20 protein-coding genes are annotated in these 21,320 nt (G+C 51.3%); 16 read left to right on the top strand and 4 right to left on the bottom strand.

The window, feature by feature from the left end:
• Nucleotides 1-26: 26 nt before the first annotated feature.
• Together QQK89_RS21050 and QQK89_RS21055 are read right to left on the bottom strand one after the other, a co-directional pair.
• Nucleotides 27-1,310, bottom strand: a complete 1,284-nt coding sequence (locus QQK89_RS21050) for a sensor histidine kinase (RefSeq protein ID WP_284240633.1) — start codon at nucleotides 1,308-1,310, stop codon at nucleotides 27-29.
• On the bottom strand, nucleotides 1,310-1,987 hold the full coding sequence (locus tag QQK89_RS21055) for a response regulator transcription factor (protein ID WP_284240634.1): 678 nt from the start codon (nucleotides 1,985-1,987) through the stop codon (nucleotides 1,310-1,312). The genes QQK89_RS21050 and QQK89_RS21055 overlap by 1 nt, the downstream gene beginning before the upstream one ends.
• A 177-nt stretch (nucleotides 1,988-2,164) precedes the next feature.
• Between QQK89_RS21055 and QQK89_RS21060 the strand changes: the two genes are divergently transcribed.
• The 16 genes from QQK89_RS21060 (at nucleotide 2,165) to QQK89_RS21135 (ending at nucleotide 16,912) form a co-directional block, all read left to right on the top strand.
• The gene (locus tag QQK89_RS21060) at nucleotides 2,165-2,905 is read left to right on the top strand and encodes a polyphosphate polymerase domain-containing protein (RefSeq protein WP_284240635.1); all 741 of its coding nucleotides are present in this window, start codon (nucleotides 2,165-2,167) and stop codon (nucleotides 2,903-2,905) included.
• Nucleotides 2,902-3,582 carry a DUF4956 domain-containing protein gene (locus QQK89_RS21065; protein ID WP_284240636.1) on the top strand — a complete coding sequence of 227 codons (681 nt, stop codon included), beginning with the start codon at nucleotides 2,902-2,904 and terminating at the stop codon, nucleotides 3,580-3,582. Before QQK89_RS21060 ends, QQK89_RS21065 begins: the two co-directional genes overlap by 4 nt.
• A 24-nt stretch (nucleotides 3,583-3,606) precedes the next feature.
• Nucleotides 3,607-5,442, top strand: a complete 1,836-nt coding sequence (locus tag QQK89_RS21070) for a carbohydrate-binding domain-containing protein (RefSeq protein ID WP_284240637.1) — start codon at nucleotides 3,607-3,609, stop codon at nucleotides 5,440-5,442.
• A gap of 145 nt (nucleotides 5,443-5,587) precedes the next feature.
• Entirely contained in the window at nucleotides 5,588-6,826 is a 1,239-nt protein-coding gene (locus QQK89_RS21075; protein ID WP_284240638.1) for a glycosyltransferase family 4 protein, read from the top strand.
• A 64-nt stretch (nucleotides 6,827-6,890) separates the two neighbouring features.
• Nucleotides 6,891-7,535 carry a GntR family transcriptional regulator gene (locus QQK89_RS21080; RefSeq protein WP_284240639.1) on the top strand — a complete coding sequence of 215 codons (645 nt, stop codon included), beginning with the start codon at nucleotides 6,891-6,893 and terminating at the stop codon, nucleotides 7,533-7,535.
• A 143-nt stretch (nucleotides 7,536-7,678) separates the two neighbouring features.
• Nucleotides 7,679-8,467: an SDR family NAD(P)-dependent oxidoreductase gene (locus tag QQK89_RS21085; protein ID WP_284240640.1), complete on the top strand. Its 789-nt coding sequence runs from the start codon at nucleotides 7,679-7,681 to the stop codon at nucleotides 8,465-8,467.
• Nucleotides 8,468-8,514: 47 nt separating this feature from the next.
• On the top strand, nucleotides 8,515-9,270 hold the full coding sequence (locus QQK89_RS21090; protein ID WP_284240641.1) for an SDR family NAD(P)-dependent oxidoreductase: 756 nt from the start codon (nucleotides 8,515-8,517) through the stop codon (nucleotides 9,268-9,270).
• A 61-nt stretch (nucleotides 9,271-9,331) separates the two neighbouring features.
• Nucleotides 9,332-10,228 (top strand): 3-hydroxyacyl-CoA dehydrogenase, encoded by an 897-nt coding sequence (locus tag QQK89_RS21095; protein WP_284240642.1) that lies wholly within the window; start codon nucleotides 9,332-9,334, stop codon nucleotides 10,226-10,228.
• 104 nt (nucleotides 10,229-10,332) lie between these two features.
• A complete protein-coding gene (locus tag QQK89_RS21100) occupies nucleotides 10,333-11,118 on the top strand; it encodes an AraC family transcriptional regulator (RefSeq protein ID WP_284240643.1) in 786 nt (261 codons plus the stop codon).
• Between the two features lie 95 nt (nucleotides 11,119-11,213).
• Nucleotides 11,214-13,100 (top strand): FtsX-like permease family protein, encoded by a 1,887-nt coding sequence (locus tag QQK89_RS21105; protein WP_284240644.1) that lies wholly within the window; start codon nucleotides 11,214-11,216, stop codon nucleotides 13,098-13,100.
• A 38-nt stretch (nucleotides 13,101-13,138) separates the two neighbouring features.
• Nucleotides 13,139-13,624 (top strand): MerR family transcriptional regulator, encoded by a 486-nt coding sequence (locus QQK89_RS21110; RefSeq protein WP_284240645.1) that lies wholly within the window; start codon nucleotides 13,139-13,141, stop codon nucleotides 13,622-13,624.
• A gap of 23 nt (nucleotides 13,625-13,647) precedes the next feature.
• Complete coding sequence (locus QQK89_RS21115; RefSeq protein ID WP_284240646.1) at nucleotides 13,648-14,082, top strand: SRPBCC family protein; 435 nt, start codon at nucleotides 13,648-13,650, stop codon at nucleotides 14,080-14,082.
• Between the two features lie 113 nt (nucleotides 14,083-14,195).
• Nucleotides 14,196-14,771 (top strand): GNAT family N-acetyltransferase, encoded by a 576-nt coding sequence (locus tag QQK89_RS21120; protein WP_284240647.1) that lies wholly within the window; start codon nucleotides 14,196-14,198, stop codon nucleotides 14,769-14,771.
• Between the two features lie 48 nt (nucleotides 14,772-14,819).
• Nucleotides 14,820-15,290, top strand: coding sequence for an SRPBCC family protein (locus QQK89_RS21125; RefSeq protein WP_284240838.1), 471 nt, complete (start codon nucleotides 14,820-14,822; stop codon nucleotides 15,288-15,290).
• Nucleotides 15,291-15,349: 59 nt separating this feature from the next.
• Nucleotides 15,350-15,727, top strand: coding sequence for an MmcQ/YjbR family DNA-binding protein (locus QQK89_RS21130; RefSeq protein WP_284240648.1), 378 nt, complete (start codon nucleotides 15,350-15,352; stop codon nucleotides 15,725-15,727).
• A gap of 222 nt (nucleotides 15,728-15,949) precedes the next feature.
• Nucleotides 15,950-16,912 (top strand): iron-hydroxamate ABC transporter substrate-binding protein, encoded by a 963-nt coding sequence (locus QQK89_RS21135; RefSeq protein WP_284240649.1) that lies wholly within the window; start codon nucleotides 15,950-15,952, stop codon nucleotides 16,910-16,912.
• Between the two features lie 52 nt (nucleotides 16,913-16,964).
• On the opposite strand, the gene QQK89_RS21140 is transcribed toward QQK89_RS21135, so the two are convergent.
• Nucleotides 16,965-18,464 (bottom strand): DHA2 family efflux MFS transporter permease subunit, encoded by a 1,500-nt coding sequence (locus QQK89_RS21140; protein WP_284240650.1) that lies wholly within the window; start codon nucleotides 18,462-18,464, stop codon nucleotides 16,965-16,967.
• A gap of 244 nt (nucleotides 18,465-18,708) precedes the next feature.
• Nucleotides 18,709-21,222 carry a choice-of-anchor A family protein gene (locus QQK89_RS21145; RefSeq protein ID WP_284240651.1) on the bottom strand — a complete coding sequence of 838 codons (2,514 nt, stop codon included), beginning with the start codon at nucleotides 21,220-21,222 and terminating at the stop codon, nucleotides 18,709-18,711.
• Nucleotides 21,223-21,320: the final 98 nt, after the last annotated feature.

Consider the following 21,320-nt stretch of genomic DNA (forward strand, 5'->3'; position numbering starts at 1 on the left):
GCAGATGATCTGCGCGGCCTTTTTGCTTATCGTTCAGCCGGAAGCTGAACGAGGAACGAGGTTGTTTCCCCGGGTACGCTTTTGACGTGGATTTTGCCTTTATGCTGTTCGACGATAGCTTTGGCAATCGCTAGGCCAAGGCCGTAACCGCCGTGTTTGCGGGAGCGGGAGGCATCGGCTCGGTAGAACCGGTCAAAGATTCGGCCGATATGCTCGGGCGGGATGCCATCACCGGAGTTGGTGACGGCGAGCACAACTTCGCTGCCATGCTTTCTCAGCGTCAAGTTGATCGAGCCCGTCGCGTTTGTGTACTTGATTGCGTTATCCAGCAGGATCAGCGCTACCTGCTTCATCTGCTCTACGTTGCCGCTCACCGACAAATCCGGCGAGATGTCGTAGCTGAGCGCAATGTCCTTCTCGAAGATGACCGCTTCAAGCGTCAGAATCACGCTCTCTACCGCCTCGCTTAGGTTTAGCGGAGCATAGATGACATTGTCCCGCGCATCATCCATCTGCGTCAGGTACAACAAATCGCTTGTTAATGTCCGCATCCGCTCGGTCTCCGACTTGATATGATGCAGCCATTTCTCCTGATTGCGGATTAAGTCATCGTTATTGGATAACAGCACGTCGGCATTTGTATTAATGACGGCGAGCGGCGTGCGCAGCTCATGGGAGGCGTCCGCTATGAACCGCTTTTGCTTATCGAAGGCTTCTTTGACCGGAGCAATCGAACGATTGGCAAAATACCGGCTGGTGAAATAGATGACGATCAGCATAATGAAACCTACCGCGAGGAAAGTGTATAGCAGCGTCATCAGGAATTGATGCTGGTTCGTTACGTCAAGAAAGACGACGGAATAACCGTTCATGACTTGCTGCACGTCATAGGCCCAGCGGTTGCCGTCGAGATTAAACTGGCCTTTGCCCGCATGGCCGGAGGACGCCGCTTTGATTGCTTGCGCATAGAAATCGCTGTCCATATCGAAGCGGGAATCCGTCTTCGTAATCGTCCAGTCGTTATCCGTCTCCAGCGCAAAAGAAACCGAACGCTCGGGCGGAGGTCCGGCATTCATCTTGCCATCCGGCATCATATCGCCGCGGCCATGGCCTCCTCCGCCGTATTTGCCTCCGTCGGGACCGCTTTGCTGCTTGCGGTAAAACTCCGATACTTGCATCAGATCATCGCTTATGTTCTTGCGGTTGTTCTGATAAGTGATCGTATAGATGGAGGAAAAGGCCAAAATCATAATAAAGCTAATGATCACCATATTGACGATCAGGAACCGGTTGCGAAGCCGACTAAACATCAGGCAGTCGCCTCCAGCACATAACCAACGCCACGAATGGTATTGATCTTCACGGCGGACTGCAGGAACACGAGTTTTTTTCTCAGGAACGAGATGTATACCTCGACATTGTTGTGCTCCACGTCCGAATCAAAGCCCCATAACTTCTCGATAATCTGTTCCTTCGAGGTCACCGCCGTTTTCCTAATAATCAGAAGCTCCATCAATTCGCTTTCCTTCAGAATAAGCTTCAGCTCTTTGCCTTTGCAGGTCAGCTTCAGATTGGCCGTGTTCAGCTCCACATCCCCGAACTTCAGGCCATCCTCCGGCACAACTTCCCCTCTTCTTCTTAAAGCCGCCCGGATGCGGGCCAGCAGCTCGCCAGTCGAGAACGGCTTGGCGACATAATCGTCAGCGCCGTAATCAAGACCGGTAATTTTATCGTCCACTTCGCCTTTAGCCGTCAGCATGATGACGGGTGTCGCCATGCCTTCCTCGCGGAGCTTCTTCAGCACCGTAATGCCATCCATCTCCGGAAGCATGATATCGAGCAGCAGCAGATCGTAGATCCCGCACAAAGCATTATCCAGTCCGGCTTGACCGTCGTGGACGACGTCAACGGAATAATTATTCTTTTTCAATATTTGAGATAAGGCATCGGCCAGATTAACCTCGTCTTCTACTATAAGTATCCGCATGAAGCATTCCTCTTTTCGTTATTGCTACTCTTGCAAATTTATTATAGGAAAGAAACCTTTAATCAAGCTTAACCAAGGTGAAACGGCTTTACAAACATTTAAGATTCATTAAAGGTTGCGAATCTAAGATACAGTCATGAACAGGCGGCAAGCCAAACGGAAAGGGGCTTTACGAATATGGCTATTGAAGTGTTCAACCGATATGAAAGCAAATATTTGATGGATGAGCAGTCGTTTCGCGAGATTTATAACCGGCTGCTTGCTTATATGGAGCTTGACGAATACAACAAGAACGATCAATTCTACTCCATTAGCAATCTCTATTTCGATACCGAACAACATTCCATCATCCGGGGCAGTCTAGCGAAGCCGAAATACCGGGAGAAGCTTAGACTCCGGGCTTACGGCGTCCCGAGGCCAGGCGCGAAGGTGTATCTGGAACTGAAGAAAAAAGTGTTTGGCCTCGTGAACAAACGCAGAACGGGATTAACCCTGGATGAAGCGTATGAATTTGTCCGCACGGGAGTCGAGCCGGAGCTACAGCCTTATATGAACAAACAGGTGATATCGGAAATTAAATATTTCCTCGGACGATACGAGCTGCAGCCGAAGGTGTATCTGGCTTATGACCGGATCGCGATGTTTTGCAAAAACAACCGGGATTTGCGGATTACATTCGATACGAATATCCGCTCCAGACGGCATGATCTGCGGCTTGAGGCCGGCGACCATGGCGATCTGATCATGGCCAAAGGCCAATGGCTGATGGAGGTAAAAGCGGAGAAGACCGTGCCGGTCTGGCTCGCTCAGCTGCTGTCCGAACTTGGCATGTTCCGGACGGGCTTTTCGAAATACGGCAATGAATACCGCATGAATATCAGACAAGAAGAAAGAGTAAAGGAGCGCCTCTTATTATGATCGATTCTCTATTTAGCACCACGGCCTCGGTGACCGAGCTAACGTTTGGCCAGGCTATATTAACGCTGCTGTTGTCATTTGCGCTAGGTGCGATGATCAGCTTTACGTATATGAAAACGCAAACCGTCTACACCCAGAACTTTGCGCTCACGATGATTGTTCTGCCAACGATCGTGGCGATTATCATCTTGCTCATTGGCAGCAATATCGCACGGGCGTTCAGCTTGGCCGGAGCGTTCTCGATTATCCGGTTCCGGAGCGCGCCCGGCGATCCGAAGGATATCGCGTTTGTCCTGTTTACGATGGCTGCCGGTCTCGCTTGCGGCGTTGGAGCTTACGGTTACGCGGTATTGTTCACCGTCGTGTTGTGCCTCTTGATGTTCCTGCTCAAAGCGGTTAAGTTCGGCTCGAGAACATCCACTCAGAAGCTTTTGAAAGTAACGATCCCGGAAAACCTCAGCTACGAAGAAGCTTTCTCCGAAGTTTTCAATGTCTTTGGCGTGCAATACGAACTGAAAAAAGTAAGAACAACCGAACTCGGCAGTTTGTACGAGCTGGTCTATGCCGTCACGCTAGATCCTGCGACCAACCAGAAGGAATTGCTGGACGCGATCCGCTGCCGGAACGGCAATCTCGATATTTCGTTAACGATGACCCCTACCGTTGTAGAGTCTTAATTCCATAAAGAGAGGAAGAGAACCTTGAATCATAAAAAAAGATTAAGCAAGCTGGCCGTTATTTTATTATGCGCGGCGGCCTTGACGGCATGCAATAACAATAACAATACGAATACGAATGCAACGAGCAATGGCGCGGAATCGTCTAATAGCGGACAGGCGGCCGTTCAAACGGCAAGCTTTGAATTGGACGATGATGTGAAGTACGACGAAGATGATGCGTATACGGACTGGAGCGCATCGGATGTGACGAACATCGCCTTGAACGGTACCGGCGCAACGATTGACGGCTCCGGGGCGGAAGTGAAAGATGGCGTCATTACGATTACGGCTGCCGGAACTTATGTAGCCAGCGGCAAGCTCAATGAAGGCCGAATTGTCGTTAACGTAGCGGACAAAGGCGTGGTGCGCCTCGTCCTGAACGGAGCGGAGCTTCATTACAGCACAAGCTCGCCGATTTATGTGGAAGAAGCGGGCAAGTTGATCTTGTCCTTGCCGGAAGGGACCAGCAATGTGGTATCGGACGGAACCGATTATGAATTCCCGGATGCGGATACTGACGAGCCGAATGCGGCGATATTCAGCAAGGACGACATGACGATTAACGGTACGGGCAAGCTGACTGTAGAAGCTAATTACAACAACGGGATTGCGAGCAAAGATAAACTGAAGATTACCGGCGGTACGTTCGACATTCAAGCAGCCGACGACGCCGTAATGGGGCGTGATCTGGTTGCGGTGAAGGACGGTTCCTTCACGCTGAACGCTGCCGGACACGGGATCAAAACAACAAACGATACGGAAGGCGAAGAAGGGCTGGTCGTGCTGCAAGGCGGCACTTACAACATCGAGGCAGGCGAGGATGCGCTGCACAGCAAGGGAGGCTTGTCCATCTCGGGCGGCGACTTCAACATCTCCGCAGGGGATGACGGCATTCATGCCGAGACTGCCCTCTTAATCACGGACGGCACGATCGACATTGCGAAAAGCTATGAAGGCATCGAAGCAAGCGATATTACCATAGCGGGCGGTGATATTAAGCTTGCGTCAAGCGATGACGGGGTTAATGCCGCAACGGGTGCGGACAGTTCCGGCGGAGAAGGAGCAGCCCCTGGCGGAGGCGGTGGCGGATCGGCAAGCGGCGCTTCGGAAGGCTTGCTCACCATCAGCGGCGGCAGCCTGTACGTGAACGCAACGGGCGATGGTCTTGACGCGAACGGTTCCATCATTATGACGGGCGGTACGGTAATGGTGGACGGTCCTACCGAGAACAACAACGGCGCGCTCGATTATGACGGTACCTTTACTATGTCTGGCGGCACGCTTGTGGCCGCAGGCAGCTCCGGCATGGTGCAGGCCGCATCGGACAGCTCGACGCAAGCGGGCGTTCTGATGATGTTCCCTCAAACGCAGGAGGCAGGGACGCTTGTTCACTTGGAAGATGAATCTGGCAAAACGTTAGCGACATTCGCTCCTTCCAAAGCTTATCAGGCGGTCTACATCAGCACGCCGGAGATGGCCAAGGATACTTCGTACACATTGTACTCTGGCGGCAAGTCGACAGGCATGGCGGTTAATGGTCTATACGCAGACGGTGATTACAGCGGCGGAACCAAAGTTGTCTCCTTCACCGCTTCCTCCCTCATTACTTGGGTGAATGAATCAGGGGTTACGGAGGCTCAAAGCGGATTTGGCGGCGGTATGGGCGGCGGTCGCGGAGGCCATGGCGGCATGGGCGGCGGTGGCGGCCGAGGCATGGGCGACGGACAAATGCCCGACGGGGCAGCGCCGCCTGACGGCGAACCTCCAGACGGAGCTGCTCCGCCGGATGCTCCCGCCGATTCAACAACAACGCAATAACGATTATTAGGGCTGTCCCATAACGCCATCCGCATGACGGACGGCGATGGGGCAGCCTTTGCCATTTTGCGAAAGAGGCTTCATCGCGCTTGCCGTTTCAGCATATATTTAACCGATTGTATGACGGTTCGGATGGGGTGTAAATATGCAAGAAAGACAAACCTTTTATTTGCTGGCTCCTTGCTTTACGGATGCTCTGCTGACGAAAGACGTGGGCCTGATTCCGTATCTGATGCAGAAATATAGAGGGTACAAGGCGGTTTACGTGACCTACCGGCCAAGTCGCGAGGATGCTCTATGGCCTTCCATGGCCGCATTTGATGAAGATGTAGAGATCGAATATATGGAGCCTTCCTTCGACTATCATCCAGACCGTGCCCTAGAAACGGTTTTTGGGACAAATTTCTACGATTGTCGGGAAGATGTGAGGCGATATATAGAGGGAAATGCGACAAAAATCGACGTTTTATACCTGTTTGGTTTTTATGCGTTTTACTACGATGCCGCCGTGAGGTACAAAGAGCTTAATCCGGCAGGCAGAATCTATCTGAAGCTGGATGCCAACATCGTCTGGGTGAACAAACAGCCGCTAACCGAGGCGTTCCGGCTTTTCTTAAAGAGCTGCGATGTGATTACAAGCGAGACGCTGGTGCCTCATCTAACGGACAAATGGGCTGTCCCGGTCCACCATATCCCTAACGGTTATTATTTTTTTGGCGCTCCGCCGGAGCTGCCGGTGGCCTTTGCGGAGAAGGAAGATTATATTCTGACGGTTGGCCGGCTAGGCATTCCCGAGAAAGATACGCATGTGCTGCTGGATGCTTTTCGAATCGCGGAGCCATATATCCCGCAAAGCTGGAAGCTTGTCCTAGTGGGCAAGGTAGACGAAAGCTTTCAAATGTATTTGGATCAGTACATGGCTATTTATCCGTGGCTTGCAGAGCGGATGATTATGCCGGGTTTCGTGCGGGATAAAGACGTGCTTAGCGACTGGTACCGGAAATCGAAAATATTTGCCTTGCCGTCAAACGTGGAGGCTTACGCGCATGTGTTGGCGGAAGCGAAGGTGCATGGCTGTTATTTAATTGCCTCCGACATTGAATGCTGCCGGGACGCGGCCACGATCCAGGAGAGCAGGCTGCACCGGCTGGATGATTTCAATAAGCAGGTCAATCAGCATTTGGCGTACGGCTCCTTGCATGCGGTTGGCGACAGCATCCAACTGGCACAACGGCTGATGGAGCTTTGCCATGCGAAGGACCGGCTCGAGGAGGTTTGCGTCAGCACGCAACGGGATGCCGCGGAGCATTTCGACTGGATCAAGTTATGCGAGCGTCTGGATATGCTGCTGCATAATAGCTATACAGAACGGATGGCATATTGATTTTACGCGCTTAATTTGGGATAACTAGGAGAGGAGCTTGATCAGAGACAGGGAGACATAGCCAATGTTTAATACATTTGAACCGTCCGACTCTCCGTTTGGGGAGTCTTTGCCACAACAAATTTATAGATACATTCTGAAGAAAATCATTGCAAGAGAATTGAATGCGGGCGATAAAATCGTCGAAGAGGAAATCGCCAAGGAATTGAACACAAGCCGGGCGCCCGTTCGCGAAGCTTTATATTTGCTGCAGGTGGAGGGCATCGTAGAGCGTCTTCCGAGACGCGGAACGATTGTGAAGCCTTTTACCCAAACCGAGATTGAGGATTACAACTCCATGATGGCGGAGCTTCTTCGGGTTGCCGTGATGTACGGGCAGCAGCGATGGACGCCGGAATACATGCAATCGCTGAAGCAATATGCCGCGGATGCGGATGCCGCTTGCGAGCAAGGCAACGTGCGGGAATATGAGATGAAGGCGGAGCGCGTCCTGCGGCATGTTGTAGTGGTGGCAAGCAACGCGGCTCTTGCGAAATTTTACGAGAAAGCTACGCTAATTCTGAACATCTTTGTTGAAGTACGATGGACCGAAGCGAAAATGAAGGAGTTCCATCCGCCGTTCAAGCAGTTTGTATCGGCTATTCTTGCTGGGGAATTCGAACAAGCGCAATCGGCCATTTATGCGTTCATGACGGCAGGCATTCGCTAAAAAAAAGGGAATTGGAGTTAATGGAAGAGCTTTTTAGGATAAATTGTCGACAATCGACAAAGTGATCTGTTAATATAAAAAGGTAAGCAGATCGCTTACGCTCATGAACTAATTAAACCATTTCATATAGGAGCTGATTGTTGATGCAAAAGTTTGATTTCACGGATAAAGTGGCGATTGTGACGGGTGCAGGCGGAGGAATTGGCCGCGCGGCATCGCTGGCTCTTGCCGGCAACGGCGCAAAGGTCGTTGTGGTTGACCTGTCGGAAGAAGCAGGGAACGAGACGGTTAAGCAAGTTCAAGCCAGCGGCGGAGAAGCCGTATTTATAAAAGCAGACGTAACGAAGGAAGAAGACATTCAAGGTTATGTCGCTCAAACGGTCGAGACATTCGGGAAGATCGATATTTTCCTTAACAACGCAGGTTGGGAAGGCAAAATCGTTCCGCTCGTCGACTATCCGACAGACATATTTGACCGCCTGATGGCGATTAACGTACGCGGCGTATTCCTAGGCCTGAAGCATGTGCTTCCGCACATGATGGCCCGCAAGAGCGGCGCGATCGTCAATACCGCATCCGGAGCAGGGCTTCTGGGCACGCCGAACATGGTGGCTTACGGCGCGAGCAAACACGCGGTGCTTGGCATGACCAAAACCGCCGGCGTTGAAGCGGCTCCGCATGGCGTCCGCGTTAACGCGGTATGCCCGGGCGTGGTGAACACGCAAATGATGCGCTCGATCGAAAGCGGCTTTGGCCAAGGCAATCAGGAGGCGGCGGAAGCGGCAAGACAACAAATGGCGAATACAACGCCGGATGGCCGTTATGCCGAAGCGGAAGAAATCGCGAACCTGATGATGTATCTCGTATCCGACCTGTCTACGCATATCGTTGGACAAGAATTCGTGATCGACGGCGGATCGATTTTGACCTAATCGCTGATTATTCGAACATACATTTCACAACAAAGGGGATCATAATCATGGCAGAACTCACAGGCAAAGTCATTATTATTACAGGCGGCGCAAGCGGAATCGGCAAGCAGACCGCCCTGCAGTTATCAGCCAAAGGCGCATCGCTTGTTATTGCGGACTACAATCTGGACGGCGCGCAAGCCGTTGCATCGGAACTCGAAGCAGCAGGCGGCAAGGCGGCGGCTTATAAAGTTGACGTATCGAAAGGCGACGAAGTGAAAGCTCTAGTTGATTTCGCGGTCGAAACCTTCGGCACCCTGAACGGCATTTTCAACAATGCGGGGATTGGCCTCGTGAAGCCGTTCCTTGAGATGGATCCGGAATCGTACCACCGCGTCATCGACGTTGACCAGCACAGCGTCTACTACGGCATGTATTATGGCGCGAAAAAAATGGTCGAGCTTGGCGCGCAAGGCACCATTGTCAACACCGCGTCCATCTACGGCACGGCTGCCGCTCTTGGCAGCTTCAACTATAACGCGGCTAAAGCCGCCGTTGTCATGATGTCCAAATCGGGCGCTCTCGAGCTCGCCGAATATGGCATCCGCGTTGTGGGCGTTGCGCCTGGTTTTATTAACACGCCAATTCTTGGCGACGACGAAGCCATGAAATCGGCGCTTGGTTCTCTGCATATGCGCGGACAGCTTATTCAACCGGAGAAAGTCGCTAGCGTCGTGACGTTCCTGTTCACGGAAGGCGCAAGCGCGATTAACGGCCAAACCATTCCGGTGGATGACGGCTTCCTTAGCTTCAAGACGAAATAATGCTCTTAAGGTCGCTGCTCTTCAAGGGTAGCGGCCTATTTCATACGAAGGAGTGTGCAAGATGAACTACAAACATATTACGGTTGCGGGCAGCGGAGTATTGGGTAGTCAGATTGCGTTTCAGACAGCGTACAAAGGATTTGATGTGACGGTCTACGATATTAATGATCAAGCGCTGGCGAAAGCGAAGGAGAGAATGGCCGAGCTGAAGTCGCATTATGTGGCGGATTTGAATGCCTCGGAGGAGCAGCTTGCCGCCGCTTATAGCCGAATTGCCTACAATAGCGATCTTGCGGCCGCGGTATCGAACTCGGATCTTGTCATCGAAGCGATTCCGGAAGTGGTTCAGATTAAGACGGACTTCTATAAAAAGCTGGGCGAGGTTGCTCCTAAGAACACCATCTTCGCCACAAACTCCTCTACATTGCTGCCAAGCCAGTTCGCGGAAGCAACGGGACGCCCAGGCCAGTTTCTTGCGCTGCATTTCGCCAACGAAATCTGGAGGAACAATACCGCGGAAGTTATGAAGCATCCGGGCACGGATAACGGGGTGTTCGAGGATGTGGTCGCTTTTGCCAAAGCGATTGGCATGGTAGCCTTGCCGCTGCAGAAGGAGCAGCCGGGGTATATTTTGAATTCTTTGCTAGTTCCTCTGCTCGAAGCGGCGCAGCAACTGCTCGTGCGGGAGATTGCCGATGCGGAAACGATCGATAAAACCTGGATGGTAGCAACCGGAGCACCGCTTGGTCCATTTGCGATTCTTGACGTCGTTGGCATCAATACAGCGTACAACATCGGACTGGCTAAAGCGAAAGCAACGGGAGATGCCGAATTCCAGAACATCGCGGATCTGCTGAAATCCGAATATATCGATAAAGGGAAGCTTGGCCGGGCAACCGGCGAAGGGTTCTACAAATACCCTAATCCGAATTTTCTAAAGCCGGATTTCAAGAGTTAACAATCTATTGTCCGGAGAAGGAGATGCACCATGGAGACATGGGGGCATCTCCTTTTTTATTCCATCCTGCTACAATAGAAGACAGTGCGGTAGAGGGGGCAGTTATGAAGACGATCGAGGTTTTTTGGAGTGACTATTCCAAACATGACGTTCCGTTTCATCATCATTCCGGAAATGGATTAGACAGCTATATTATCAGGTTTCAGGTGGAGGGTACCTGTCTGGCGTTTGTGGATGGAAGCATGCGGGACATCGGTCCGGGCGATCTGCTCCTGTTTCAGCCCGGCGATAAATACGATTTGAGAATCGGATTTGGCGAAGAGCCAAACCTCTCTCTTGATTACTACATCATTAGCGACGGTCCCGGCATGAAAGAGTGGTGGGAGGAGAAGAAACGCCCGCCTCTGACGAGAATCGCATCGGACAAAAGACTGAAGGAGATTTGGCATCAGATTGTGCTCGAGAAAAGAAGGCTCGACGGCGGCAATCCCGCTCTGCTCACTTCGCTTGTCTGGTCGCTGCTTATGCTGATCGACCGCGCAATCGAAGAAGTGCCGGAGAATCAATCGCAGCTTGCTTATCATGCTTTGCTAATGAGGACATATATCGAGGAACATGTGACGGAGCCGTTGACGCTGCAGCAGGTGGCTCAACATACGGGGCTTAGCGTTTCGCGCGCGGTGCATCTGTTCAAGGCGCATTTTGGCGTGTCCATTATCGGTTACGCCCAGCAGCTGCGCCTCGGCCGAGCCATTAATCTGCTGAACCATAGCGCCTTGTCGCTTGAGCAGATTGCGGCAGAGACCGGGCTTGGCAGCTATGCTTATTTTCACCGGCTGTTCCGGGAGCGGTATGGCATGTCGCCGGGCGCTTACCGAAAGAAGCGATAACCTTTCAATAATGTAAGGAAACGTAAGCTTAATCGATAGCCGTTTATTTCCCGCTTTTGATACGATGGGGTTAATATGAGCGGGGAGGCTAGCTTGTGAGCTTGCGACGGTTTGCTTTTAACAACGTAATCCGCAACTGGAGGATTTACGCGGGATATTTTCTTAGCAGTACGTTCTCGGTTATGGTGTTTTTCGTTTATTCGATGTTGGCTTTTCATCCTGGATTAAAAAATGGCTATATGCATGCCACTGTCATGTCGGCGATGTATTTTGCAGAGTCCGTTATTTACGTGTTTTCGTTTTTCTTTGTGCTTTATTCGATGGGTTCGTTCCTGAAGACGCGCAAGAAGGAGTTCGGCATCCTCATTATGCACGGGATGACCGGCATGCAGCTGCGCCGCCTCGTCTTTATGGAAAATATCGTGATCGGATTTGGTTCCACGGTAGCCGGGATCGCAGCCGGCATAGGTTTCGGGGAGATTATTCTTTTGTCCTCCCATAAGCTGCTTAGTCTCGGCGATTCGCTGCCTCTTTATTTTCCGGCCAAAGCAATGGGATTGACGGGCGCTGCCTTCATGGCGCTGTTCCTGCTCATCTCTTTGTTTACGGTTACGGTGCTGCGGAATAACTCGCTTATTGATCTGCTGAAAGGGTCCAACAAACCCAAGCCGGAGCCGAAAGCGTCCGCTTTGCTGTCGTGGCTTGCGCTGCTCTTGATCGTTGGCGGCTACGCGGCAGCCTTGCTGGCCAAAGGCATGATCGTCTTTTATGCGATGGTGCCGGTAACGGTAGTCGTGATCATCGGGACGTATTTCTTGTTTACGCAGCTGAGCGTTTATGCCGTTCATAAGGGGCGTAAGAGCCGTTCGGTTTTCTGGCGGAAGACGAATATTGTCCTCTTCTCGGACCTTGCTTACAGGATGAAGGACAATGCGAGGACCTTCTTTATGGTGGCCATCTTATCGACGGTTGCTTTCTCCGCGATTGGCGCGTTGTTCGGATTTAAATACATGTACACGGATGTCATCAAAGGCGATAATCCGTTTGCCATGAAATACACCTCTTACGATGAGCCGGCGAAACAGGATGCGCAAATGATTGAAGAAGCTTTGCATGAAGCGGGCCTCACTTATCATGTCTACGAGTTGACCATTAAGAATGCGGAGACGACCGGCGGCAAGCGGATTTCCGTTGTTCCGCAGACTGCTTATAATAAGCTCGTCACGGCAGCGCAAGGAACGAAGGCCGATCTTCAAGGCGATGAGACGGCTATCGTTCACTATAGCGGTACTATGATGGGAGCGCGGCAGCCGGGCCTTGCTCCGGTTACGATCAAGGAAACGGGTTTGACTTTGAAGCCCGTGCAGGCCATTGATACGCCGGCGATTCAGGCGGGGCCAGACTATTACGTGGTGACGGATGAGCGGTTTAATCAACTGAAGAAGGCGGATAGCGTTATCTATCAGTATGCATTTGACGTGACCGGTTCGCATGAGCAGTTGAAGACGGCTGGAGAAAAGATCGCAAACAAGCTTGGCCAATCGGGCAACTGGTTTATGAGCGTGGATTACGAGTTATACAGACAAGACCAGTTTTTTGGCCTTATCCTCTTTGTGGGCTTTTTTATCGGCATTGTGTTTTTTGTTGGGGCAGGCAGCTTCTTGTATTTCCGCCTCTATACCGATCTTGGCGAGGATCAGCGGAAGTTCCGGGCCATTCACAAGATCGGGCTTACGGATCGCGAATTAGGCACGGTTCTCACGAAGCAGCTGGTTATTCTGTTTTTTGCTCCTATTCTAGTCGCGGTCATTCACGGGGCGGTTGCCCTTACCGCGCTGCACAACATGTTCGAATACAACCTGATGAAGCCGTCGCTGACGGTGCTTGGAGCATTCTTCTTGATTCAACTTGTCTATTTCCTTCTCATTCGCGCCAAATATATTTCTAATGTAAAATCAGCATGGGGGTTGCACCTTACGTAACGTCATGTTTTACAATAAAGTTGTCAGTAGGTGAGCACATGAACAATCTTTGGAAGGTCGGAGACCTCGCGAGACTGACGGGATTGACGGTTAGAACCTTGCGTTTTTACGATCAGATTGGCTTATTCTCGCCTTCCGGGCAGACCGGTTCGGGCCACCGGCTGTATGATGAGACGGATCTGTCCCGTCTCCATCAGATCTTGACCTTGAAGGAGCTGGGCTTATCGCTGGAGGAGATTAAGGAAACTTTATCCGCCAAGCAGATCAGTCCGCTGGAGATGGTGACGCTCCAGAAAGAGCGGATTAAGGAGCAGATCGCCAGGGAGCAAAAGCTGCTTGAACAGCTGGAGCATGCCTCCAAGCTGCTGATTGGCAAGCGAGGGTTGACGGTTGATGATTTTACCAGCTTGCTGCAGGCGATGAAGATGGAATTTGAGAAGCCCGTGCTGGAGCGGCGGATCAGCTGGGAGCAACGTTTGGACAAGCTTGGCAACATGCTGGAGCTAGGCAAAGACGAGTTGTAATTCATGATGGGAGGAATATTGGAATGGGCGAAAGATTTGTGAAACATGCGACTTTTGTGGTGGAACGTACTTATAAAGCGGATGCGGACAAGGTATTTGAAGCATGGTCCAATCCGGAAGTAAAAGGCAAGTGGTTCTCGAAGCCCGATCAATTCGAATTCCGGGTAGGCGGGCGCGAATACAGCAGCGGCGGGCCGCCGGAAGGGCCGGTCTTTACCTTTGACGCGGTGTATCAGGAGATCGTACCGGCTGAGCGCATCGTGTACACCTACACCTTGGACATGAACGATACCCGGATGTCCGTCTCGATGACAACGATTGAATTGGTCGCCGTAGATGGCGGCACGAAGCTCGTCTTTACCGAACAGGGAGCTTTTCTAGACGGTCATGATACGCCGGAAATCCGCGAGCATGGCACGGGCGAAATGCTGGATGCGCTTGGCAAGCTGTTTGAATAGAAGCGTTCGAAGGAGTCTCTTAAGCGGAGGCTCTTTTTTTTGTAAAATCTTAGTTTGCATCGGGTCGTCCGTTCAAGGTATGTTTGTAAGAGAAAGACATGCAGGAGGCAGACATGGGGAATATAACGATTGAGGTTGTAAATGACGGCAACATCGAGCCGTGCAGGGAGCTGTGCAACGAGCTAATGGCCTTCCAGCAGTCGCGGGCCGTTATGGCGCCTGAAGTGTTTGATAAGATGAACTTCGATACGCGGATGAGAAAAAGCTATGATCATGCGCTTCACACCCATGTCGTTATCGTTAGAGACGAGGGAGTGCCGGTCGGCTACGCGTTCTCGACGATTGAAGAAGTAGAGCAGGGCGATGATAAGCTGCCGGCATGGGCGCCGAACCAAGACCCTGCGGTGAGCAAAGGCTTTTACCCGGAGTGGGTTCGTTTCCCGCAGAAGATCGGTTTCCTCAGCAATTTGTATTTGCGTGACGGGTACCGGAGCATGGGCCTCGGGAAAAAGCTGTTCGCCATGTCCATGGAGTGGCTGGAAAGCTTTGATGACGTTGATCTGCTCTTTATCTATGTCTCGAACGGCAACGAAGACGCGCTTGATTTCTATTTGAAGCAGGGGTTCACCTATAGCCATGAAGTATTTGGCGGGTTTATCAAAGCGGTTTATAAGAAGCGGGATAAATAAAAAGAGGGGGATGTCTCCGTGAACAACCCGGTAGCAGCTAAAGCCGAAATGATGATTAGAAGACCGGCCAGCGAAGTGTACGAAGCCTTTATTGATCCGGCAATTACGACAAAGTTCTGGTTCACGCAAGGGAGCGGAAGGCTGGAAGCGGGCAAACAGGCGGAATGGGTCTGGGAGATGTACGGGGCGAAAGCGCCTGTTCAAGTATTGGAGCTGGAGGAGAACAAACGGATTCTCATCGATTGGGGCACAAGAGCAGAGTGGACGTTTACCGCGCTGTCCGATTCGGAGACGCATGTGACGGTTACGGATTACGGCTTTCAAGGCGAACCGGATGAGATCGTGCAGCAAGCCATCGGTTCGACAGAAGGGTTTACGATCGTATTGTGCGGGGCAAAAGCTTATTTGGAACATGGCATTCAGCTCAATCTCGTCCACGACAAAGCGCCCTATGCTCATGTAAAGGTATCGGAAGTTCGAGATGAGCAAGACGATCGTGGAGAAGTTGAATTTACATAGTGATTCTAGGCGAAGGGTATAAAAGCATGGATTTATATCGGAGAAGAGAGGGATAAAGCATGCAGACGGAACGGGGACAAGCGATGCTGGAGCGGGTACAAACCATCTGCTCGGAGCTTCCGGAAGTGGATCAAATCGTTGACGGCTTTGGCCATGATGTCATGAAGGTGCGGGGCAAAACGTTTATTATGATGGGGGAGGGCCATAACAGCGAACACCCAAGCTTGTCGGTCAAAGCTACCAAGGAGCAGCAGTTTCTGCTGCTTGAGCAAGGCGGTTATGTGAAGACGCCGTATATCGGCCATCACGGCTGGGTTTCGGTTGATATGGCGGTTGGTCCGAACTGGGATGAACTGACCGATATTATTCAGGAAGCTTATTTGCTGGCGGCTCCGAAACGACTGGTGAAGCAGGTGCTGGAGAGCGTAGCTAAGTAAATAAGCTGTCGACGAATTGAAACGCATGGGCTGCCAAGCCCATGCGTTTTTTTATGGGCATTTTCTCGTTGGATTGCCGCTTATGGCTATCTTATTGGCAATGAAAACTTTTCTCACTCTACTCGTTGACAGACTTGGGATAACCATTTATAGTTATTTACTGTGATATTGAGAATCATTATCGTAGTTAATGCCATTCATAAATAAAAGGGGAGCTCGACCATGAAAAAGTTTATTCCTGCAATCCTGCTGCTTGTGCTTGTTGTTGTTCTGAGTGCCTGCGGCAACAAATCGGCGAACAACGCCAATAACGGAGCTGCGGAAGCCACGGCAACGCCTGCGCCATCCGAATCGGCCGCTGCTGAGCAACCGGCATCCGGTACGGTTACTTATCAATCCGAGAGCGGCCCGGTTGAAATTCCGGCTAATCCGCAGCGCATTGTAGCGCTGGCTTACGCACCAAACATGATTTCCCTTGGCGCTAACATTGTTGGCGTAGACCAATGGACGAATATGAGCCCGCTGTTCACCGACAAGCTGAAAGGCGTGGAGGTTGTATCCGACGAAGATCTGGAGAAAATCATTGAGCTTGATCCGGACCTGATCGTTGTAGGCACAGAGAGCAAAAACGTTGCCAAACTAAGCGAGATCGCTCCTACCGTTGCTTTCACGTGGGGCAAATTGGATTACCTGAACCAGCAAGTTGAAATCGGCAAGATTCTTGGCAAAGAGCAAGAAGCAACCGCTTGGGTTGACGACTTCAAATCCCGCGCAGCCGCACTTGGCGACGAAGTAAAAGCCAAGATCGGCGAGAACGCAACGGTATCCGTTATTGAGACCGACGCGAAAAGCTTCTACGTATTTGGAGACCATTGGGCACGCGGTACGGAAGTATTGTACCAAGCCATGGGCCTGAAAATGCCGGAGAAAGTAACGAAGGACGCTCAAGGTCCTGGCTACTATACGCTGTCGCAAGAAATTCTTCCCGAGTACTCGGGCGATTATATCGTACTGAGCAGAAGCACGGCTAATGATAATGCCTTTATGAACACGGACACGTGGAAGAACATCCCGGCCGTTAAGAATGGCCACGTGATCGAGATCGATACGGAAGCTTCGACATACAGCGACCCTACAACGTTGGAAAGCCTGCTCAACATCTTCAAAGAAGGCTTCCTTAAATAACCGGCGCTACACAACAAGAGCCTTCCAGCTATGCTGGAAGGCTCTTTCTTAGTTAATGGCTCATGCTTACTTGTTTCTCGCCTTTCTCGCCTTCAGGCTGATCGCTTTCCGGCGGCTTGGTGCGTTTCACGAACAAGCCGATAATGATCGCAACGATAGCGACAATAAGACCGATCCAGAACGCATCGTGAATGCCTGCAACCATGCCGTGTGCTTGCTCGGTTGGCGACGTAGGATCGGAAGAAGTCTTCAAATAATCCTTCGTACCGTTCGTCATAATACTGATAAACAGCGCCGTGCCGATCGCGCCGGAAACTTGCTGCAGCGTATTCAGAATGGCTGTGCCATGCGGATACAGATGGCGCGGCAATTGGTTCAGACCGGAAGTTTGAGCCGGCATCATAACAAGCGAAATGCCGAGCATCATCAGGATATGAATGAAGATAATATGGCCGTTGCTTGCGCTCGCGTCAATGCCCGTGAACATCCACAGCGAGATCGCAACGATAACGAGGCCTGGCGTTACAAGAATGCGCGGCCCGAATTTATCGAACAACAGGCCGGAGATTGGGGCCATAATCCCGTTAACGATACTGCCTGGCAACATGAGAAGGCCGGAACGGAATGCCGTCATCAAGAGTGCGCCTTGCAGGAACATCGGCAGCAAAGTCATCGTCGAGAACAAAGTCATCATAAGGACAAACAGCAGGATCGTTACGATCGTGAACATCGGGAATTTGAACGCCCGCAGGTCCAGAATCGGAGCTTCCAGCCTTAGCTGGCGCCAGATAAACAGGATAAGCGCCACGGCGCCAATCGCGATCGAAGTGATAACAACTTCATTGGACCAGCCTTTTTCGCCGGTGGAGCTGAAGCCGTATACGACGCCGCCGAAACCAATCGTCGAGAGCAGAATGGACAAGATATCTACTTTAGGTTTAGTAATATCGGATACATTCTTCAGGAACATAAAGGAGAAAATAATCGACAAAGCCGCCAGCGGAATAACGAGTATAAAGAGCCAGCGCCAGTTCAGCGAGTCCATAATAACACCGGACAACGTTGGGCCGATGGCGGGAGCCGCCATAATAACGAGACCAATCAGACCCATGGCGCCGCCGCGTTTTTCCGGAGGGAAGATGGCCATAATCGTGTTCATTAAGACGGGAAGCATCAGGCCGGTACCGATGGCTTGAATAATGCGTCCGACAAGCAGAACGCCGAATTCAGGCGCTATGGCCGAGATAACCGTACCGACAAAAAACAATGACATGGCGCCGATAAACATTTGCCTCGTCGTGTACCATTGCTGGAGCAATGCGGTTACCGGCACGAGTACGCCAACAACAAGCATGTATGCGGTTGTCAGCCATTGAATCGTCGAAGGGCCAACTTCGAAAGCTTTCATGAGTTCGGGAAGAGCATTACCCAGCAGGGTTTCATTCAGAATCGCGATAAAAGCGCCAATAATGATGGTAGCAATAATAGGGCCGCGCTTGATGTTGCTCAAGTCCGGGGCCGTGCTGGATCCGCCAGCAGAAGAAGCATTCATGGATAATAGCCGTCCTTTCTTCGTTTCCGTAACGAAAAGGTATGTATGTTAGTTTGGTTAGGCTTAGTGGACCGTATGCGCAGGCAAATCGTCCTTATTTTCCCCCTCCACAGATTTGTATTAAGCCCAATATTTCCACTTTATCACAGGGGGCTAGGCAGAGAAAAGAGCAGTGTAAGGGATTAAATGTGTATAAAATTTAAAGGGCACCGTAGGCGGGTGCCCTTTGTCATTTGTTCAGTCGTTATTCTTCCTCTTCCTCAACAATCACCCTGACCGTATTGGTCAAGAGACCTGCGCGGAAACAGGATGCGCCAAACCGGAATTCAAAAAACGCAGCAGCGGTGTTGGAAATAAAACCGTTCATGGGTTCAGCCAGAACGTTAACTTGGAAGGTCAGTCTTCTCGTCATGCCAGGACCAATGGTGCCGAGAAAAATACCGGCTTCCGGATCAAGTTGAGGAATGCCGTCGACGGTCAAACTGCCGGAAACGAATTGCAGCTGATTGCCTAACGGGTCATAGAAAATGACGTTGCCGGCCGTAATATCCGAGGACAAGTTGGTGAGCGAGACATTGTAATGGTAGTTGTCTCCGACCTTAACGATTTGGGCATCCGCGGTCTTGAGGAACGAAGCGAAGTCGGCCGCCCGGATCGCTAGAACGGGATTCGATATCGTATTGGATTGGAAGGACTGCGTCGCAATCTGTTGATTCGGCAGCAGGAAGTCGGCATTCACTCTGCACGTGTTCGTTAAAGTTCCGCTTCCTCTTACGAGCACGTCAAACCGGATAATGGCGCTTTGGTTTGGACCAATTGGTCCAAGGGCGATTCCCGCGCTTGGATTCGCGCTCAGCCGGAGCACGTTGTTGACCCGGACCGTACCCGGAATAAATAAGGCATTAGACGGCAAGACGTCGAAAAGCGTTGTTCGGCCGGAAATGGCATTGCCGTTATTAATAACAAAGATGGTATAGGTAATTCGCTGACCCACGAACAAAGAAACATCAAGAAAAGCTTTAGACACAACCAAGTTAGGCGTGTTTAACACAGGCGTCATAGGGACCGTTACAAAGCTGGTAGAGATAATCGGTTGTACCGTTCCCGTCGTGACGGGGACCGTCAAACCAATTAAAGGCGTAAGCGTTACGCCTGGAACGGTTACCGGCTGATTCAGCAGGACATTGCCGGCTGGCCCTGTAATGGGACCAAGGTTCTGAGCCTGACCGGGTGCAGGTGTAACGCCGGGTTTGAATATCGGCAGCACCGGCAGCTTTTGACCCGGTATAGGAGGAACGCCAGGTCTGCTTGTTATGGATGCTTCCCCGGCCGTACAAGTGGAAGGAATCGTGCCCGGAGGGACGGAGACAACAACGCCGGCATTAATGATCCGCCCGTTAGGCGGATAGCTCGCAACAAATACTTCGAATTGAATGGTTACAACTTGCCCCACATTTATCCTGCCGACAATCGCTTGCTCCGTAACGTCTACGCCGCTGAATCTCCCTCCGTCAATAAATAAGCTGGATGGCACGAAATGAATGCCTGGCGGCAGCACCTCCGCTAATATTGCTTCTCCCGGTGCGGTCCCGATGTTGGTGAGCGTAATCGTATAAGTAATCGTATCTCCTATGTTGGCGGTTGTCACGCTTGGCGTCTTGGTTGCCGTAATATTCGGGCCGGTAATAACGGCTGGAGTGGTCGTCGAAGTTGAAGACGTCGTCGTTGTTGTCGGAACGGGCGTTGTTGTCGTTGTTGTCGTTGTTGTGGTAGGGACAGCGGTTGTTGTGCTTGTAGTGGACGATGTACTTGAAGTGCTTGATGTAGAAGTAGTGCTTGACGTAGAAGTTGTACTAGTAGTCGACGTGGTGGAAGTCGTAGATGTTGTTGTGGATGTTGTCGTTGATGTTGTCGTAGAAGTAGTAGGGAGGACAATGCCTGGCAAGCAGCCCATAAACGGATGATTATGGGCTTCTAGCGTACCGCCTACATTCGTAAGGGACTGGGCGACCAGCGTTCCGTTAATGTTGCCGAAGCCAATCGCTTCCCAGTTGGCATATGGAGCTAGTACCGAGCCGATTATGGATATGTTCTGGTTGAAGGCGGTGACGGCTTGGTAGAAGTTCCAGAGAATAAGTTCTCCGTCCTCGGGAGTAGCCGTAACGCCGTTGCGGAAGATTTGATAACTTCCGAACCCGACATTATCGTCGCCCACATTAATGATGATCGTTGAACCTGCCGGGGCAACAATGTCGATTCCGTTTGCCGTATCCAGACGAAGCCCGTTTCCGTCCACGTTATTGCCGTTGAACATGAAGATATTCACGAGCGGGTCCGTTCCGGTAAGTACAATTTGTCCGAAGTTGTTCGTTACGGTTCCGTTAGGCGCAAGGGCAGCAAGATTAAGTGACTGCGCCGCCAGGTCGCTCTCGGCCTGATCGAAGTCAATAGGCGTACCTACCAGGGGCTGGCCGGCAACGCCGTTATTGTTGGTCATCAAATATCGGATGATCGTACTGCTTGGATAGACAATGGTATTTCCCGCAAAGTTTGTTCCCTGTCCAATATTTGCATTTCCTTGGATGATTAGGTCGGGTCTTGTGGTAGAGACTGCGAGCGCACTCCCTACTCCGTAGTTATCATAAGTCGCGTTTCCCCCTACCGCTACCCTTCCCTCCGAGTCCACGTTGGACTGGGTATGATCGCCGAATATAAATAGGTTGAAATCATTGGCAACCCCTAGATTAATACAGGCCATTTGCGTTATCCCCTCCTAGTCATGTACTCAGCCCTACTTGCACACACTTTGATCCTATGCATATTCGCTGTAATTCAGGCATACAAGAGAGTATTTCA

The organism is Paenibacillus glycanilyticus, assembly GCF_030161375.1.
Classification (GTDB): Bacteria; Bacillota; Bacilli; order Paenibacillales; family Paenibacillaceae; genus Pristimantibacillus; species Pristimantibacillus glycanilyticus_B.

Bases quoted from the DNA above. Each gene is read 5' to 3' on its own strand.
- QQK89_RS21090 (WP_284240641.1), top strand. From the start codon at position 8,515: ATGGCAGAACTCACAGGCAAAGTCATTATTATTACAGGCGGCGCAAGC.
- QQK89_RS21115 (WP_284240646.1), top strand. From the start codon at position 13,648: ATGGGCGAAAGATTTGTGAAACATGCGACTTTTGTGGTGGAACGTACT.
- QQK89_RS21075 (WP_284240638.1), top strand. From the start codon at position 5,588: ATGCAAGAAAGACAAACCTTTTATTTGCTGGCTCCTTGCTTTACGGAT.
- QQK89_RS21130 (WP_284240648.1), top strand. From the start codon at position 15,350: ATGCAGACGGAACGGGGACAAGCGATGCTGGAGCGGGTACAAACCATC.
- QQK89_RS21095 (WP_284240642.1), top strand. From the start codon at position 9,332: ATGAACTACAAACATATTACGGTTGCGGGCAGCGGAGTATTGGGTAGT.
- QQK89_RS21120 (WP_284240647.1), top strand. From the start codon at position 14,196: ATGGGGAATATAACGATTGAGGTTGTAAATGACGGCAACATCGAGCCG.
- QQK89_RS21085 (WP_284240640.1), top strand. From the start codon at position 7,679: ATGCAAAAGTTTGATTTCACGGATAAAGTGGCGATTGTGACGGGTGCA.
- QQK89_RS21145 (WP_284240651.1), bottom strand. From the start codon at position 21,222: ATGGCCTGTATTAATCTAGGGGTTGCCAATGATTTCAACCTATTTATA.
- QQK89_RS21055 (WP_284240634.1), bottom strand. From the start codon at position 1,987: ATGCGGATACTTATAGTAGAAGACGAGGTTAATCTGGCCGATGCCTTA.
- QQK89_RS21065 (WP_284240636.1), top strand. From the start codon at position 2,902: ATGATCGATTCTCTATTTAGCACCACGGCCTCGGTGACCGAGCTAACG.
- QQK89_RS21110 (WP_284240645.1), top strand. From the start codon at position 13,139: ATGAACAATCTTTGGAAGGTCGGAGACCTCGCGAGACTGACGGGATTG.
- QQK89_RS21050 (WP_284240633.1), bottom strand. From the start codon at position 1,310: ATGTTTAGTCGGCTTCGCAACCGGTTCCTGATCGTCAATATGGTGATC.
- QQK89_RS21100 (WP_284240643.1), top strand. From the start codon at position 10,333: ATGAAGACGATCGAGGTTTTTTGGAGTGACTATTCCAAACATGACGTT.
- QQK89_RS21060 (WP_284240635.1), top strand. From the start codon at position 2,165: ATGGCTATTGAAGTGTTCAACCGATATGAAAGCAAATATTTGATGGAT.
- QQK89_RS21125 (WP_284240838.1), top strand. From the start codon at position 14,820: ATGATGATTAGAAGACCGGCCAGCGAAGTGTACGAAGCCTTTATTGAT.
- QQK89_RS21140 (WP_284240650.1), bottom strand. From the start codon at position 18,464: ATGAATGCTTCTTCTGCTGGCGGATCCAGCACGGCCCCGGACTTGAGC.
- QQK89_RS21080 (WP_284240639.1), top strand. From the start codon at position 6,891: ATGTTTAATACATTTGAACCGTCCGACTCTCCGTTTGGGGAGTCTTTG.
- QQK89_RS21135 (WP_284240649.1), top strand. From the start codon at position 15,950: ATGAAAAAGTTTATTCCTGCAATCCTGCTGCTTGTGCTTGTTGTTGTT.